General features: G+C 62.0%; 13 protein-coding genes and 1 pseudogene. 7 read left to right on the top strand and 7 right to left on the bottom strand.

Features of this window, described 5'->3' with window-relative positions; translation table 11 throughout:
- Positions 1-73: 73 nt before the first annotated feature.
- From F8A90_RS13505 to F8A90_RS13485, 5 genes are all read right to left on the bottom strand, one after another.
- On the bottom strand, positions 74-277 hold the full coding sequence (locus F8A90_RS13505; RefSeq protein WP_043331440.1) for a hypothetical protein: 204 nt from the start codon (positions 275-277) through the stop codon (positions 74-76).
- 477 nt (positions 278-754) lie between these two features.
- Positions 755-1,573, bottom strand: a complete 819-nt coding sequence (locus F8A90_RS13500) for an RNA methyltransferase (protein ID WP_166018881.1) — start codon at positions 1,571-1,573, stop codon at positions 755-757.
- Between the two features lie 307 nt (positions 1,574-1,880).
- On the bottom strand, positions 1,881-3,521 hold the full coding sequence (groL, locus tag F8A90_RS13495) for a chaperonin GroEL (protein ID WP_200017458.1): 1,641 nt from the start codon (positions 3,519-3,521) through the stop codon (positions 1,881-1,883).
- 57 nt (positions 3,522-3,578) lie between these two features.
- Entirely contained in the window at positions 3,579-3,872 is a 294-nt protein-coding gene (locus tag F8A90_RS13490; RefSeq protein ID WP_043331438.1) for a co-chaperone GroES, read from the bottom strand.
- Positions 3,873-4,504: 632 nt separating this feature from the next.
- Positions 4,505-5,068 carry an FxsA family protein gene (locus F8A90_RS13485; protein ID WP_200017457.1) on the bottom strand — a complete coding sequence of 188 codons (564 nt, stop codon included), beginning with the start codon at positions 5,066-5,068 and terminating at the stop codon, positions 4,505-4,507.
- Between the two features lie 621 nt (positions 5,069-5,689).
- Here F8A90_RS13485 and F8A90_RS13480 point away from each other — a divergent pair.
- The 6 genes from F8A90_RS13480 to rsd all read left to right on the top strand — a co-directional run bounded on the left by F8A90_RS13480 (position 5,690) and on the right by rsd (position 12,882).
- Positions 5,690-6,451: an SDR family oxidoreductase gene (locus tag F8A90_RS13480; protein ID WP_200017456.1), complete on the top strand. Its 762-nt coding sequence runs from the start codon at positions 5,690-5,692 to the stop codon at positions 6,449-6,451.
- Between the two features lie 141 nt (positions 6,452-6,592).
- The gene (gene msrB / locus F8A90_RS13475; RefSeq protein WP_200017455.1) at positions 6,593-7,090 is read left to right on the top strand and encodes a peptide-methionine (R)-S-oxide reductase MsrB; all 498 of its coding nucleotides are present in this window, start codon (positions 6,593-6,595) and stop codon (positions 7,088-7,090) included.
- Positions 7,091-7,250: 160 nt separating this feature from the next.
- A complete protein-coding gene (locus tag F8A90_RS13470; protein ID WP_200017454.1) occupies positions 7,251-9,674 on the top strand; it encodes a Tex family protein in 2,424 nt (807 codons plus the stop codon).
- A gap of 164 nt (positions 9,675-9,838) precedes the next feature.
- The gene (gshA, locus tag F8A90_RS13465; RefSeq protein WP_166018875.1) at positions 9,839-11,437 is read left to right on the top strand and encodes a glutamate--cysteine ligase; all 1,599 of its coding nucleotides are present in this window, start codon (positions 9,839-9,841) and stop codon (positions 11,435-11,437) included.
- A gap of 272 nt (positions 11,438-11,709) precedes the next feature.
- Positions 11,710-12,261, top strand: a complete 552-nt coding sequence (locus F8A90_RS13460) for a disulfide bond formation protein B (RefSeq protein ID WP_200017453.1) — start codon at positions 11,710-11,712, stop codon at positions 12,259-12,261.
- A gap of 126 nt (positions 12,262-12,387) precedes the next feature.
- Positions 12,388-12,882 carry a sigma D regulator gene (gene rsd / locus F8A90_RS13455; protein WP_200017452.1) on the top strand — a complete coding sequence of 165 codons (495 nt, stop codon included), beginning with the start codon at positions 12,388-12,390 and terminating at the stop codon, positions 12,880-12,882.
- A 110-nt stretch (positions 12,883-12,992) separates the two neighbouring features.
- Here rsd and F8A90_RS13450 read toward each other — a convergent pair whose 3' ends face one another.
- Both F8A90_RS13450 and F8A90_RS13445 read right to left on the bottom strand, forming a co-directional pair.
- Positions 12,993-14,384 (bottom strand): FAD-dependent oxidoreductase, encoded by a 1,392-nt coding sequence (locus F8A90_RS13450; RefSeq protein ID WP_200017451.1) that lies wholly within the window; start codon positions 14,382-14,384, stop codon positions 12,993-12,995.
- A gap of 257 nt (positions 14,385-14,641) precedes the next feature.
- Positions 14,642-15,298 carry an HAD family hydrolase gene (locus tag F8A90_RS13445; protein WP_200017450.1) on the bottom strand — a complete coding sequence of 219 codons (657 nt, stop codon included), beginning with the start codon at positions 15,296-15,298 and terminating at the stop codon, positions 14,642-14,644.
- Between the two features lie 260 nt (positions 15,299-15,558).
- Between F8A90_RS13445 and F8A90_RS13440 the strand changes: the two are divergent.
- Positions 15,559-16,032: pseudogene (locus F8A90_RS13440) on the top strand (RNA pyrophosphohydrolase); the annotation flags it as partial.
- Between the last annotated feature and the right edge of the window lie 23 nt (positions 16,033-16,055).

Raw genomic sequence — 16,055 nt, 5'->3', positions numbered from 1 at the left:
TGGCTGCTGGTCATTGCTGATCGTTGCTGGCCATTAGCAGTCGCCACCTGCCAACCACCTGATCTGGCATTGTTCAATGCGCCTGCGAGGCTGCGGGCTGACTGACCTTGGCCAGCAGTTGCATCTGACGTAGCGAGATCGTGCAGTACAGGCTGCGGTAAAGCGTCGGTTCCTGCGTCGGGTCGGTCTTGAGCAGGCGAGCTTCCAGCTGGTGGATGTCGCTGGCCAGCTGTTCCGCGTCCGGGGTCTGTGTCTGTCGTGCGGCTGTCTGAGTCATGTAAAGGCGCTCCGTGAGTCCATGGTCGTGGATGGGATCAGGGTCGGCTCTTCGTGTGGGTGTCTCGAGGGGCGTCGCCACGCGGCCTTTCATGTGCTGGCGTGGCGGCGTCTGCCTGCTCTTGCGGCAGTTCTCGACCTGCATGGCAGGTCTCAAGGTCGCATAGGAGCCTTTGCCTGACACCGCAGCCTTCGCACGTGAACTCCTTGCTGGGCTGCAGCTACTGCATGGGTCTGTACCGTATGTCTATGCCGGTATCGCTATACCGGTATCGCTATACCTAAGCTGTGTGACGGGTTCTGCGGTGCCTGACGTCTTGCCTATCAAGCATAGCGGAAGGTCTACAGTGCACCTTGATCCATGTCAGAAGGATGACGTTGCGCTGACAGGCTGTTGCGAAGTGGCAAGAGCCAAGTGGGCAAGAGCCAAGTGGCAACGGCCCGAGTCTCGGTACATGACGGGGCGGCCGTGCACGACTCAGGACGCCTCGTGGTCGCTCTGTTCGCTGTCTGTGCCAGCGTTCGCCGCTGCCGTCTGGCGCTCAAGATTGGAGAGCATGCCACGCAGGATGGAGAGCTCGCGACGTGTCGGCTCGGCACGCGCGAACAGGGCGCGCAGCCGCTCTTCGGTCTGGGAGTGGGGCTGGTTGAGGAAGCCGGAGCCCTGCAGGGCGCGACCGAGATGCTCATGGAAGTAGCCGAGCTGTTCGCGGGTCGGCAGCTGGTCGTCCTCACGGCGCGCGACAGGCGCCTCCTGAGGCTTGTCGAGCGTCAGGCGCCATGCACTGCGGCACTCGTGCGCCAGCACCTGGACGGCCTGTGAGACGTTGAGGATACCGTAGTCCGGGTTGGTGGGGATCGATACCTGATGCGTGCAACAGGCGATCTCCTCGTTGGTCAGCCCGAAGCGCTCGCGGCCGAATACCAGCGCCACCTTGCCATCGCGCGCGATATCCATGGCGTGCGCCGCCATCTCGCGTGGCTCATCGAAGTGGGGCAGCGGAACGCTGCGCAGGCGAGCACTGGCCCCGATGACCAGCTGGCAGTCATTGACGGCGTCTTCCAGGCGCTCGACCACGCGCGCATTTTCCAGCAGCTCCGCGGCGCCGCTGGCCATGCGTGTCGCTTCCTCATCGGGGAAGCAGCGCGGATTGACCAGCACCAGGTCCTTGATGCCCATGGTCAGGATGGCGCGAGCGGTGGCGCCGATATTGCCGGGGTGGAAGGTCTGCACCAGCACGACACGCACATTGTCGAGGGCGCTAGTGGTCGGGGAAGCGGCGGGGGTATCAGTCATGAGAAGGTCCTGGGCAAGCGGGGCGCGCGGCCTGAGCGGTTGGCGTCATCGGTCGTGACCGTATGCATTTCAGCATCAATACATCGTCAGCCTCGATGCACTGTCATCACCAAGCGCAATGACTCGGGTCGCGGCAAAAAGTGGCGCCTAGTGTAGCGTGGTGAGCGGGAGGCGTCAGGTGCCGAGAGCCGCGCTGCTCACCGTGCGGAGCTCGCAGCGCTCGCCGGATGACAGGCATGAAAAAACCGCCCCTGCTTGCGCAGGAGCGGTTCGGGTCACGACGGGTGAGTCGTGGGGTGAGGCTGGCTTACATCATGCCGCCCATGCCACCCATGCCACCCATGTCGCCGCCGCCGGCAGCGGCCTTGTCTTCCGGATCTTCAGCGATCATGCATTCGGTGGTGATCATCAGACCGCCGATGGAGGCCGCGGACTGCAGTGCAGAACGGGTCACCTTGGCCGGGTCCAGAACGCCCATCTCGAACATGTCACCGTAGACACCGGTAGAGGCATTGTAACCGTAGTTGCCTTCGCCAGCCTTGACGTTGTTGAGCACGACAGAGGCTTCTTCACCGGCGTTGGTGACGATCTGACGCAGCGGCGCTTCCATGGCACGCAGTGCGATGGCGATACCGTGAGTCTGATCTTCGTTGTCGCCTTTCAGGTCGACCAGCTGACCCAGCACGCGAACCAGGGCAGTACCACCGCCAGGTACGACGCCTTCTTCGACGGCTGCACGAGTGGAGTGCAGGGCGTCTTCGACGCGAGCCTTCTTCTCTTTCATCTCGACTTCGGTGGCAGCACCGACGCGGATGACGGCAACGCCGCCGGCCAGCTTGGCGACACGTTCCTGCAGCTTCTCGCGGTCGTAATCAGAGGAGGTTTCCTCGATCTGAGCGCGGATCTGGGAAACGCGAGCTTCGATATCGCCTTCGTTGCCGGCGCCATCGATGATGGTGGTGTTTTCCTTGGACATGGTCACGCGCTTGGCGGTGCCCAGGTGATCCAGGTTGGCCTGCTCGAGGTTGAGACCGACTTCTTCGGAAATCACGGTGCCACCGGTCAGGACAGCGATGTCCTGCAGCATGGCCTTGCGACGGTCACCGAAGCCCGGTGCCTTGACGGCAGCGACCTTGACGATACCGCGCATGGTGTTGACGACCAGAGTCGCCAGCGCTTCGCCTTCGATGTCTTCGGCGATGATCGCCAGCGGCTTGCCGGACTTGGCGACGCCTTCCAGCACAGGCAGCAGTTCGCGGATGTTGGAGATCTTCTTGTCGACCAGCAGGATGTACGGGTCTTCGAGTTCGACCGCCATGGTGTCCTGGTTGGTGACGAAGTACGGAGACAGGTAACCGCGATCGAACTGCATGCCTTCGACCACTTCCAGCTCGTCTTCGAAGCCACGACCTTCATCGACGGTGATGACGCCTTCCTTGCCGACCTTCTCCATCGCTTCCGCGATGATCTCGCCGATGCGAGAGTCGCCGTTGGCGGAGATGGTGCCGACCTGGGCGATGGCCTTGGTATCGGTGCACGGCACGGACAGCTCACGCACGGCCTTGACGGCTTCGATGACGGCCTTGTCGATGCCGCGCTTCAGGTCCATCGGGTTCATGCCCGCGGTCACGCCTTTCAAGCCTTCGTTGACGATGGACTGAGCCAGCACGGTGGCGGTGGTGGTACCGTCTCCAGCCACGTCAGACGTCTTGGAAGCGACTTCCTTGACCATCTGGGCGCCCATGTTCTCGAAGCGGTCCTTCAGCTCGATTTCCTTGGCGACGGAAACGCCGTCCTTGGTGACGGTCGGAGCACCGAAGGATTTTTCCAGTACCACGTTACGGCCTTTCGGGCCGAGGGTAGTCTTGACCGCGTCGGCCAGGACATTGACACCACGCGCCATGCGCTTGCGTGCATCATCGGAGAAACGAACGTCTTTTGCAGCCATGTTTATCTCTACCTTTAATCAGTAAGTCGAAGCGTTGGAACCCGGAAAAGCTGAAACTCAGCCTTCCACCACGGCGAGGATGTCGCTCTCGCTCATGATCAGCACCTCTTCGCCGTCGATTTTCTGCTTCTCGACGCCGTAGCCATCCTTGAAGATCACGGTATCGCCGACTTTCACGTCCAGCGGGCGAACTTCACCGTTTTCGAGGATGCGACCGTTACCGGCGGCGAGAATCTCGCCACGGGTCGGCTTTTCCTGGGCGCTGCCGGGCAGAACGATGCCACCTGCAGTTTTCTGTTCTTCTTCCACGCGACGAACCACGACGCGATCGTGCAAGGGACGAATGTTCATTGCTCACGTTCTCCTGATGGTAAATCCCGCCAGCTCCCGTTCTTTGTCGGTGAGTCTGGCGTTCAATGGGGTTGCCTACCGAGTGTTGGGCCCCGCCGCTGGGGGCGTGGCCGTTATCCATTGCACCGCTTTTATGGTGGCGGGGGGACAGCTTTCAAGTAGGCGATCATAAAAAAATTTCAAATCGGCGCATCTGGTGCGTCACATGAAAGCTACGCACCCTGGATGCAGTCTGTCTTCCGCAAGGTTCCACTAGATGAATCAACGGCTTGAGTGTATCCGAGCCGTTCACCGTAGGCATATAGCTGGCAGCCTCCAGACGGTGTCCATTGGTACAAGACGCCAGAGAGGGGTCATCGGCTCAGGGTGAGCATCATTGCAGGATGCAAGGTTCGGACGGGTAGCTCACGGAGCGCGAACCCGACCAGTGACTGGCATTGGCACAGGGGCTGGACAGGGCAGGTCATTACAGAACAGAAGAGAAGAGCATGATGGGGCCTGTAAGGCGAGGTATCACGAATCAAGAAGGCCCGGCACTGGCTTCCAGTACCGGGCCCATCGTTCTCATGCAAGACTTTCAAACATGACTCTCAAGCAGGCGATTGCGCTTGGTGCTTGTGCGTGACAAGGCGCTAGAGGCGCGGCTCGTCACGGCTGATGTAATCGCCTTCCAGCGGCTCGCCGGTCTGCTGGCTGTTGCCTTGCTGTCCTGCATGGTTGCCGCTTGCGTGCTGCTGATCGCCATCGCTGCGTGATGCACTGTCAGCACGGGCGTCGGCTTCCCAGTCGCCCGTGCGGGTGCTGCGCGAGCTTCCCGCAGCCGAGAAGCGGCTCTTGAAGAAGCGCGCGATCGCGCCGTTGCCGCTCAGGCCGCGCGTCAACAGTCCCCGTGAGGCGGGGAGCAGGCACAGCAGGCCTAAGGCGTCAGACAGAAAGCCCGGCGCCATCAATAGGGCGCCGCCGAAGATGAGCGCCGCGCCTTCCATCAGCTCGCCGGAAGGCATCTCGCCACGTTGCAGGCGCTCCTGGGCGCGCAACAGTGTCGCGCGACCTTCACGGCGAATCAGATGCAGGCCGACGGCGCCGGTGATCAGCACCAGCGCCAGGGTCGGCAGCAGGCCGATCTGGCTGCCGAGGCTGAACAGCACCACGAAATCCAATAACCCGAACAGGGTAATCACTAACAGTATGGGCATCGTCTCTCCCGAAGCAGGTAGATGGCAGGTTGCGCCAATGCGTCAAGGGTAAACCAGCCGCCGGATGGGGAACAGTCGAATCGGGCTCATGAACGGGCCCTGATCTGTTGATGAGCCGCTGATGAGCCACTGATGGTCGACGGCGTGCATGGCTGGCGCTGTAGGAGTAGCGGTGCCATGCTGCATGTTGCAGTGCACAATAGAAGGGCTGGACAGAGAGAGCCGGACAGAGAGAGCCGGACAGGGCGAGTTGGACAGCGAGAGCCGGCCAGCGAGAGTCGGACAGGCCGGCCGCAGGCGGCGGGCCGAGGCTCACGCATCAGCATTCCCTGCTTTCGTGCACGCTGTCGACGGCGTGCGTTGACGCCGTCAGTGCGTTGCGTTGGCGGATCTCGCCTGCGTTGAGGCAGGACACGCCGCGATCTGTTGCACTGCATCATGAAAACTCACCGCGAGCTGGCAGTAGGCGTCATCCCGAGGCATTCTCTATCACGATGACGCTCAACACTGAAGGGCGCGGTGCGGGACACTCGACACATAGATCGTGACGCCCGTACGGCATGCGGGCCTCGCATCCGGCAGACGTTCCTCACTGCCGGCAGACAATCTGGGAGACGGGACATGAAGCTTGACGACAAGGTCATCGCGATTACGGGCGGCGCTCGTGGGCTGGGGTTGGCCATGGCGCGCTATCTGGGCGAGAAGGGAGCGGTATTGGCGCTGCTGGACATCGAGCAGGACGGCCTGGATGACGCCGTCGCGAGTCTGGAGGCTGCCGGCATCAAGGCGCAGGGCTTCGTGACCAATGTCGCGGAAGAGGACTCCGTCACCGCGGCCTTCTCGGCCATCAAGGGCGCATTGGGGCCGGTGAGCGGTCTGGTCAACAATGCCGGCATCACCCGCGATGGGCTGCTGATCAAGGCGCGTGATGGCGTGGTGGAGAAGACCATGTCGCTGTCCAGCTGGCAGCAGGTCATCGATGTCAATCTGACCGGTGTCTTCCTGTGCACGCGTGAAGCGGCCAGCCAGATGATCGAGGCCGGCCAGCCGGGGGTAATCGTCAATATCTCCAGCATCTCACGCGCCGGCAACATGGGGCAGAGCAACTACACCGCCGCCAAGTCCGGTGTCGCGGCGCTGAGCGTGACCTGGGCCAAGGAGCTGGCACGCTACAAGATTCGCGTCGGTGCCGTGGCGCCGGGCTTCATCGCCACCGAGATGACCGCCGGCATGAAGCCCGAGATGCTCGACAAGATCAAGAGTGGCATCCCGATGCGCGACCTGGGCCGCCCGGAAGATATCGCCAGCAGCGTGGCCTTCATCTTCGACAATGACTACTTCACCGGGCGAGTGATCGAATGTGATGGTGGTCTGCGCATCTGACCCGATGGCTGGCGTCAGCCGATGAGACCCAAGCCCCCGCGATGGCAGCATCGTGGGGGCTTTCTCATGGCGCATGCATCCAACGCAGGCTGCTGCGCGTAGAAGTCAGTGTTGCCGTTCATTGCTACAAGGAGATATGTCATGCAACGTCGCCAATTCATGGGGCTGGTGCTGGGAGGCGGAGCGATGCTGGCGCTGCCCAGGCTGTCTGCCGCGCGCCCGGAGCTGGAACTCGAGCGTGGTGCGGACATCACGCCGCTGACCCTCGAGGAAGACGAATGGCGCGCACGCCTGAGTCCGGAGCAGTATCGCGTACTGCGCGAGGAGGGCACCGAACGTTCTGGCTCCAGCGAGCTCAACAAGGAGCATCGCGAGGGTGAGTATCGCTGTGCCGGCTGTGATCTGGCGTTGTTCTCTTCTGCCACCAAGTTCGAGTCCGGCACCGGCTGGCCCAGCTTCTTCGATCATATCGAAGGACGCCTTCTGACCAAGACCGACTACGGACTCATCTGGCCGCGCACCGAATATCATTGTGCGCGCTGTGGCGGGCACCAGGGGCATGTCTTCGAGGATGGCCCCAAGCCCACCGGCCTGCGCTGGTGCAACAACGGCGTCGCACTGCGCTTCGTGCCCGCGTGAGACGCTTTGGATGCATCTCGGCTGGCGCAGTGAGCGGCTAAAGCAATCTTGCCGCTTTGTGGTAACGTGACGGCATCGTGATACAGACGGCCCGGTCGATTCCACGACCGGGCCGTCTGTATATTGCCGCATGAATTCTGCTGTAAGGGACTGACGTTTCATGGACGCTACTGCAACCGACGCTACCACCTCCCGTCCTGCACCGACGCTGTCGCCCGCTGCCACCACTCGCCGCATTCAACAGGCGTTGGCCGGTGAGCTTGGGGTGCGCGAAGAACAGATCACCGCTACCGTCGAGCTGCTGGATGGCGGCGCGACCGTGCCCTTCATCTCGCGCTACCGCAAGGAAGCCACTGGCGGACTCGATGACACCCAGATGCGACAGCTGGAAGAGCGCCTGCGCTATCTGCGTGAGCTGGAGGAGCGGCGTCAGGTAGTGCTCGAGTCGATCGCCGAGCAGAACAAGCTGAGCGCCACGCTTGAGCGGGATGTGTTGGCCGCCGACAGCAAGCAGCGTCTGGAAGATCTTTACCTTCCCTATCGCAAGAAGCGCCGTACCAAGGCCCAGATCGCGCGTGAAGCGGGGCTTGAGCCTCTGGCCGATGCGCTGCTCAATGACCCGACGCTGGAGCCGGAAGCTCAGGCGATCGGCTTCGTCGCTGTCGACAAGGATGTGGCCGATACCAAGGCGGCGCTGGATGGCGCCAAGCAGATCCTGATGGAGCGCTTCGCGGAAGATGCTGCCCTGGTCGGTCGTCTGCGGCAGCGCCTGTGGGACGACGGCATCCTGAGTTCGCGCGTCATGAAGGGCAAGGAGCAGGAGGGCGCCAAGTTCTCCGATTACTTCGAGCATGATGAGCCGCTGCACAAGGCACCCTCGCACCGTGCACTGGCCATGCTGCGGGGTCGCAACGAAGGCGTGCTGAGCCTCGCGCTCAAGCTGGAAGGTGAAGACGACCTGCCGCGTCACCCGATGGAAGGCGCCATCGCGGCGCATTTCTCCCTCGAGGATCAGGAGCGTGCCGCGGACCGCTGGTTGAAGGAAGTGGTGCGCTGGACCTGGCGCGTCAAGCTCTATACCCGTCTGGAAAGCGAGCTGATCGGTCGCCTGCGCGAGCGTGCCGAACAGGAGGCCATCCAGGTCTTCGCCGACAACCTGAAGGACCTGCTGCTGGCAGCGCCGGCAGGACCCAAGGCCACGCTGGGCCTGGACCCGGGCTTGCGTACTGGCGTCAAGGTCGCGGTGGTGGATGCCACCGGCAAGTATGTCGATCAGGCCACCATCTATCCGCATGCGCCACACAATCGCTGGGACGCCTCGGTGGCCGAGCTGGTCAAGCTGGTCGAGCGGCATGATGTCGAGTTGATCGCCATCGGCAACGGTACTGCCTCGCGCGAGACCGACAAGCTGGCCGCCGACGTGCTGACGCGCCTGTCCGGCCGTCGACTGCAGAAGGTGATGGTCAACGAGGCTGGTGCTTCCATCTACTCGGCTTCGGAGTATGCGGCCCGCGAATTCCCGGATCTGGACGTGACCATTCGCGGCGCGGTCTCCATCGCGCGTCGTCTGCAGGACCCGCTGGGCGAGCTGGTCAAGATCGAGCCCAAGTCCATCGGCGTCGGCCAGTACCAGCACGATGTCAGCCAGGTGCAGCTGGGGCGCAGTCTGGAAGCCGTCGTCGAGGATTGCGTGAATGGTGTCGGTGTCGATCTCAACATGGCCTCCAGTGCGCTGCTGTCACGTGTAGCTGGCCTGAATGTTACGCTTGCAGAGAATATCGTCGCGCATCGTGATGCCAATGGCCGTTTCGCTTCACGTCAGGAATTGCTGAAAGTCAGCCGCCTGGGTCCGCGCACCTTCGAGCAGTGTGCCGGCTTCCTGCGTATCGCCTCCGGCAAGAATCCGCTGGATGCCAGCGCCGTCCACCCGGAGGCCTATCCGCTGGTCGAGCGCATCGCCAAGGCGCACGGGCGTGATCTGCCGAGTCTGCTGGGTGACAGCGCCTTCCTGCGCACCGTGAAACCGACGGAATTCACCGATGAGCACTTCGGGCTGCCGACGGTGACCGACATCCTGCGCGAGCTGGACAAGCCTGGGCGTGACCCGCGCCCCGAATTCCGCTTCGCGGAGTTCAAGGAAGGCGTCGAGACCCTCAAGGATCTCGAGCCGGGCATGAAGCTTGAGGGCGTCGTCACCAACGTGACTCACTTTGGAGCCTTCGTGGATATCGGCGTGCATCAGGATGGCCTGGTACATATCTCTGCCCTGTCGCAAAAATATGTTGCTGACCCGCGAGAGGTGGTCAAGGCGGGCGACATCGTGAGCGTCAAGGTGATGGAAGTCGACATCCCGCGTGCGCGTATCGCGCTGAGCATGCGCATGAGCGATACTCCCGCTGAGAAAGGCGCGGCAGGCGAGGCACGACGCGGCGCAGAGGGCGGTCGCGGTGGACGCTCGCAAGGCGGCGGTGGCCGTCAGGAGCGCGGCGGTCGCGGCAGCAATTCTGGTGCGAGCGGCGGCGCGGCACCGGCCAACAATGCGATGGCGGCAGCACTGCTCAATGCGCGCAAGTCGAAATCATAAGCCTTGAAAGCATTTTTTACGCGCCCATAATGTGGGCATACTGACCTGACGCGAACGGTACCTGCCGTTCGCGTCTTGCATGGCATCCGGTGCAGCACGCGGGCCATGGTCATCCAATTCGACCGGAGAGGCTGGGCTTCTCCCCATGCGAAAGGGTTCATACCTTGTCCGAGCAACTCGCGTCCGCCATTGCGCGACTCACGCCCCAGGCCCGTCAGGGTCTCTTCGGGCGCCTGCGCCGTGGTATCGAGAAGGAAGGCCTGCGGGTTACCGCTGGCGGTGACATCAGCCAGACGCCGCATCCGCGTTCTCTGGGGTCGAAGCTGACCCACCCGTACATCACCACGGACTATTCCGAGTCTCTGCTCGAGTACATCACCCCGGTGTCCACTCGTCCCAAGGAGTCGCTGGAGTTTCTGGCTGACCTGCATCGTTTCAGCTATCGCAACATGGGCGATGAGCTGATCTGGCCGGCCAGCATGCCACCGCGCCTGCACGGCAACGACAGCGTGCCGATCGCCGACTACGGTACCTCCAACAGCGGCACCATGAAGCATGTCTACCGCAAGGGGCTGGATGTCCGTTATGGACGCATCATGCAGTCGATTGCCGGTATCCATTACAACTTCTCGTTGCCGGATGATTTCTGGAGTCTGCTGCAGGGGCTGGAAGGGGCAGAGGCGGAAGATGCGCGTGACTTCCGCTCACGTCGCTATTTCGAGCTGATCCGCAACTTCCGTCGCCACAGCTGGGTGCTGCTCTATCTGTTCGGCGCCTCGCCGGGCATCGATGAGAGCTTCCTTGACGGTGGCAATGATGATCGCCTCAAGCGTCAGGCGGACCGCAGCCTGGTCTCGGCCTATGCCACCAGCCTGCGCATGTCGGACCTGGGCTATCAGAACAAGGTCCAGGCACAGCTCAAGATCTGCTTCAACTCGCTGGACAACTTCGTCGGGACGCTGCGTCACGCCATCGTTACGCCGTGGAAGGACTACGAGAAGCTGGGCGTCAAGCAGGCCGATGGCAGCTGGTCGCAGCTCTCCAGCAACATCCTGCAGATCGAGAACGAGTACTACTCCGACATCCGTCCCAAGCGTGTCACCCGGCAGAACGAGACGCCCAGTCAGGCACTGGAAGGGCGTGGTGTCGAATACATCGAAGTGCGCTGTTTGGACCTCAACCCCTTCCTGCCGGTCGGGATCGACGAGACGCAGATCCGCTTCCTCGATACCTTCCTGATCTGGTGTCTGCTGACCGAGAGTCCTTGGATCGACGACGAGGAATGCGCCACGCTCGACAACAGCAAGCGTCGCGTGGTCGAGGCAGGGCGTGATCCGGAACTGACCCTGAGTGTCAATGGTGAAGAGCGTCGCCTGCGCGATCTGGCGGCCAACATCATGGATGAGCTGGGCGAAGTCGCGGGCCTGCTCGACAGTGGCGACAAGACAGGCAACGCGCACCGTGATGCGCTGGCGGCGCTCGCGCCGCGCTTCGACGATGCGCAGACCACACCGTCGGGCCGTCTGCTGACCAGCATGCTCGACAATGGCAGCAACTTCGTCGACGAAGTGCTGGCGCTGGCCAAGGGCCAGGCCGAGCAGTTCAAGTCAGAGCCGACGGAGCGTGCACGCGGCTATCTGCTTGATCAGCTGGTCGAGACCTCGCTGCAGCAGCAGGGCGATATCGAGAAGGGCGATCATCAGGATTTCGACACCTTCATGGCCGAGTACTTCGCGTCCGCCCATGGCACGCAACCGGCGTGATCTCGTGACGCAACGCCAATTCATGTTCGGGTCATCACGACACGGCATGATAGGCGTCAGTCGCTGATAGTGACGGATTCGGCTATCGCTTCATCATCGGCGCCTCAGGCTTGAGGCGCCGATGATGTATGTGGCCTGTGCCGCCTGATTGAGCGCGGTTGCGGGGCACGACGCGGTGCATGCCTCAATGCAGTCGCAGGGCCTTGAAGGCCTTGCGGCTGCGTCATTTCTCACCCATGACTCCACTGGAGTTTTACCGGCAAGGACGGCAAATGACACAAGCGGACAAACAATCGGGGCAGCAGCCGGTAGCGCGCAAGAGCGGACTGGCGAGCTGGAGCGGGCGTCAATGGTGTCTGTTGGGAGCGCTGGGGTGCGCCTTTCTGCTGGGCGTGGCCTTCGTGCTGCAGTTCGCCTTCGATCTGGCGCCGTGTTCGCTGTGCATCTTCCAGCGCGTGGCGGTGGCCGTGGCAGGCGTCTTCTTCCTGCTGGGGGCCTTGCATGGCCCCGGGCGCGTCGGCACGCGCATCTACGCGCTGGGCGCACTGGCCGGCAGCATCGGTGCGGTCGTGCTGGCGGGGCGTCATATCTGGCTGCAGTCTCTGCCGCCGGATCAGGTGCCGGCCTGTGGCCCGGGCCTCAACTACATGCTGGAAGTGCTGCCGGTATGGGATGTGATCACCCAGGTGCTCAACGCCTCCGGTGAGTGCGCCCAGATCAGCGCGCAGTGGCTGGGTCTCTCGATCCCGCAGTGGTCGCTGATCGGCTTCTGTGGGCTGGCGCTGGTACCGCTGGCGATGCTGTGGAGCAGCTTGCGCCGTTGAGGCAATATGCCCTGCCACCATGGTGGGGGGTTGGCAGCGTGCACGGCATGGAGGATAGTGGGTTGGCAGCGGGGCGAGCACCGGATGTCAGCCCCTATCGTTCGGGTCATGCCAGAGGAGGCGCCCATGCTGGAGGAATGCACCACTGCGGCGGAACGCTTTCGTGGCGTTCATCAGTTGGTTGATCGCTGGCTGGATCAGCGACGCGAGATGCTGGTCTGCTTCATGGATCTGCACGAGGCTTGCGTCAGTGGCCTCGAGCAGCTCGAGATGACGCGCGTCAATCGCTTCATCGAGCTTCTGATGGACTACATCTCGGCGGGGCATTTCGAGGTCTATCCCCAGCTCAAGGAAGAAGGCCGTGTCTTCGAGGACACCGCGGCACTGGCGGTCTGTGAGCAGCTGATGCAGCGTCTGGAGCCCTCCACCGAGCTGGTGCTGTCCTTCGATGAGGATTTCTCCAGCCCTACCCGCTGCCAGCACTATCGCGCACGACTGCCGGAATGGCTGGCTCGTCTGCAGCAGGGACTGACCGAGCGTTTCGCGCTGGAGGATCAGCTGATCCAGCGTCTGCATGCGGTGCATGAGCCTATTGCCCGGTCGGGCCAATCGGTGTCCTGAGGCCGAATCCCTCCAGTCGCCCATCAAGCCAGTCGCCCATCAAAAAGCCCCGCCAGCAATCGCTGGCGGGGCTTTTTGATGCTCATCCCGATGTGTGTCTCGAAAGAGGCTTACATCAGTGAAGAGGCTTCCGGACGCTCGATCTCGGTCAGTTCGATCTCGCCGGTCAGCAGGTCACGCTCGAAGGCGTCCTTGTCGATTTTGAAGCCAAGGAATTCCTGCGCGAGATACATGTCCTTCTCGGCATTGCCCAGACAGCTGGTGCCACCCGGTGACGGCGTCATGTTGAAGACGATGCCGGTGCCCGGATTGATCTTGGCTTCGCCCATCACGAGCTTCTGCTTGCTCTTGTCGATCAACTGCGGGCGAACGCCACCGAAGCCCTTGGCGAAGCTGACGTCCTTGACGTCCAGGCTCGGCACGATCTTCTTGATGTCGCCGTGGAACAGACGCTCACGCAGCACCGGCACCTCGAACATGAAGTTCTTGAAGATGTAGTTGCGGATGTCGCGCACCTTCATCAGGTCCCACAGGGCCTTGACGACGTTGCGGTCCATACGCAGCACCTTGAGGAACTCCCAGAAGGTCTTGCCGTTGTAGCGCTCCAGCAGCGGCAGCATCAGGGCGGTCGGACCGAAGCGGGTCTTGCCTTCCACCAGCACGTCCGGGTCGCCGTGGACGGCGGCGAACGGCAGGTTCTCGTTCTGGATGGTGTAGACCTTGCCGTTGAGCACCTTCGGAGTGAAGTAGAAGGAGCCGGCCATCGGCAGGCAGGACTTGTCCAGGCCGTAACCCATCTTGTGGGCGAACAGCAGGGAATGTCCGCCGGCGCTGACCACGACATAGCGTGCGCTGAGCTCGCCCTTGTCGGTCTTGACCTTGTAGACGTCACCTTCCTTGCGGATGTCTTCCACGGCGGTCGAGAGGCGAACGTCGAAGTTCATGCCTTTCTCGGCCGCTGCCTTCTCGCCCTCGCTGACGAAGGCCTCCGACAGGGTGGTGTAGTTGACGGCGGTGTATTCGTCGGTGGAACCCAGCGCGACGATTTCCTCGTCAGGACGACGACCTTCCACCACCTTCGGCTCCAGCTCGGCGATATCATCACGCTCGAGCAGCTTCAGGTTGGGGAACAGCTGCTTGAAGGTGTCGAAACGCTTGCGCAGGAACTGGCATTCCTTGGCACCGACCGCCAGCACCATCTTCGGATACTTGTAGACGATGTGATCGCGCTCACTCTCGCTGAGCTTGGTGGCGAAGTTGACCACCATGCCCGCGGTGCGCTTGGTCACACGCGCCTTCTCGACCGTGTAGTTGGTCTCGATGTCGCCGCAGTGAATGGTCTGGGAGTTGTTGCGACCGTGCGAGTTGACGATCGCGACGTGGTCGTACTTTTCCACCAGGCCGACCGACTTGAGGTCGGTGTAGCGGGCGAGTTCATAGAGAAGGGCGGTGCCGGACACGCCGCCACCCACAATCAGGACATCGTATGTCGTTGAGGACATGGCTGCTCACGCTCAAGGTTGGTGAGGGACATCCCCCGGACCCGACCGGGATTCCGGAGGCCGTCCTGCCGTGACGGGGCAAAGTTGCCGCACCAGGCTCGACGGTTCGATGGACACACATTATAGACACATCTTGTGCGAAATGATTCAGCAAATAAGGTCGACTTTATGGTGAATGCTTGTAGCCACATGAAAACCTTATAGCTGAGGCTGCTCGACCTTATGGATCAATAAAAGCCATGTAAATCATGGTGTTATCAGTCGCGCAGCGAAATGATGCGCCAATCACGCGCATCAGCGGCAGCGCGCAGTTGCTCATCCGGGTCCACTGCGATGGCAGTATCGACACGCTCCAGCAGCGGCAGGTCATTGATGGAGTCGCTGTAGAAGGTGCTGCCATCCAGGGTGTGGTCACGCTCGGCCAACCATGCCTCGAGGCGGGTCACCTTGCCGGCCTGGAAGCTGGGGACGCCGCTGACGCGTCCGGTGTAGCGGCCGTTGACGATCTCGGGCTCGATGGCGATCAGCTCATCGACGCCGAGGCGGTCCGCGATGGGAGCGGTAATGAAGCGATTGGTGGCGGTGATGATCAGCAGGGTGTCGCCGCGTGCCCGGTGACGTGCCAGCAGCTCTTCCGCTCGCGGCAGGATGATGGGCTCGATCTTGGCGGCCATGAACTGCTGGTGCCAGGCCGCCAGCTGCTCCGGACTGTTCTCGGCCAGCGGCTTGAGTGAGAAGGCCAGGTATTCGTGAATGTCCAGTTCGCCACTCTGGTAGAGCTGGTAGTAGCGCTCGTTGGCTTCACGGTAGACGTTGGCGTCGACAGCGCCCTGTTCGACCAGAAATTCGCCCCAGGCGTGATCACTGTCCCCGGCGATCAGGGTATTGTCGAGATCAAAGATGGCCAGACTCACGGAAAACTCCTTGCTCTGCCCAGCCACTCTCGGCTGGACGACAGACACGGACAACAGAGCACGATAGGGTGCCGGCCCAGTGTTTGCGCGGGTGTACGGTGGCCGACGAGCAGTCTCGCACGACCGTGTTGCACTGCAATAGCGTGAAGGCAGCGATTATTGCAGAGGTGCTCGGGCTTTCACACCGCCAAACCGCGTATTGAAGCGCTTTCAGCCTTTGTGGAAGAATGGTTTCAATTAACGAATCAAAGGTGACATCCGTGATCGACGCTGACGGCTTTCGCCCCAACGTTGGCATCATCATTGCCAACTGTGAGGGCCAGCTGCTCTGGGCGCGCCGGGTAGGACAGAATGCGTGGCAGTTTCCGCAAGGGGGCATCAAGCCAAACGAGACACCGCAACAGGCGCTGTTTCGTGAACTCGAAGAAGAGATCGGCCTGAAAGCTGAGGACGTCGAGATACTGGCCTGCACCCGTGGATGGCTGCGCTACCGGTTACCCAGACGCATGGTAAGAACGCACTCCCGACCGATCTGCATCGGTCAGAAGCAGAAGTGGTTCCTGTTGCAGATTCGCTGTCAGGACAACCGCGTGAGTGTGGATACCACGCCCAATCCTGAATTCGATGGCTGGCGTTGGGTAAGCTACTGGTATCCACTGGGGCAGGTCGTGGCCTTCAAGCGCGAGGTCTATCGGCGCGCCCTGCGCGAGTTGGCTCCGCGTCTGCAGCGTCTGGTGGACACCGAGCGGCTCAAGGC

The sequence above is a fragment of the Cobetia sp. cqz5-12 genome (assembly GCF_016495405.1).
Classification (GTDB): Bacteria; Pseudomonadota; Gammaproteobacteria; order Pseudomonadales; family Halomonadaceae; genus Cobetia.
Note: the sequence above shows the minus strand (reverse complement) of the source record. Positions and strands in the feature narration are given on the sequence as shown.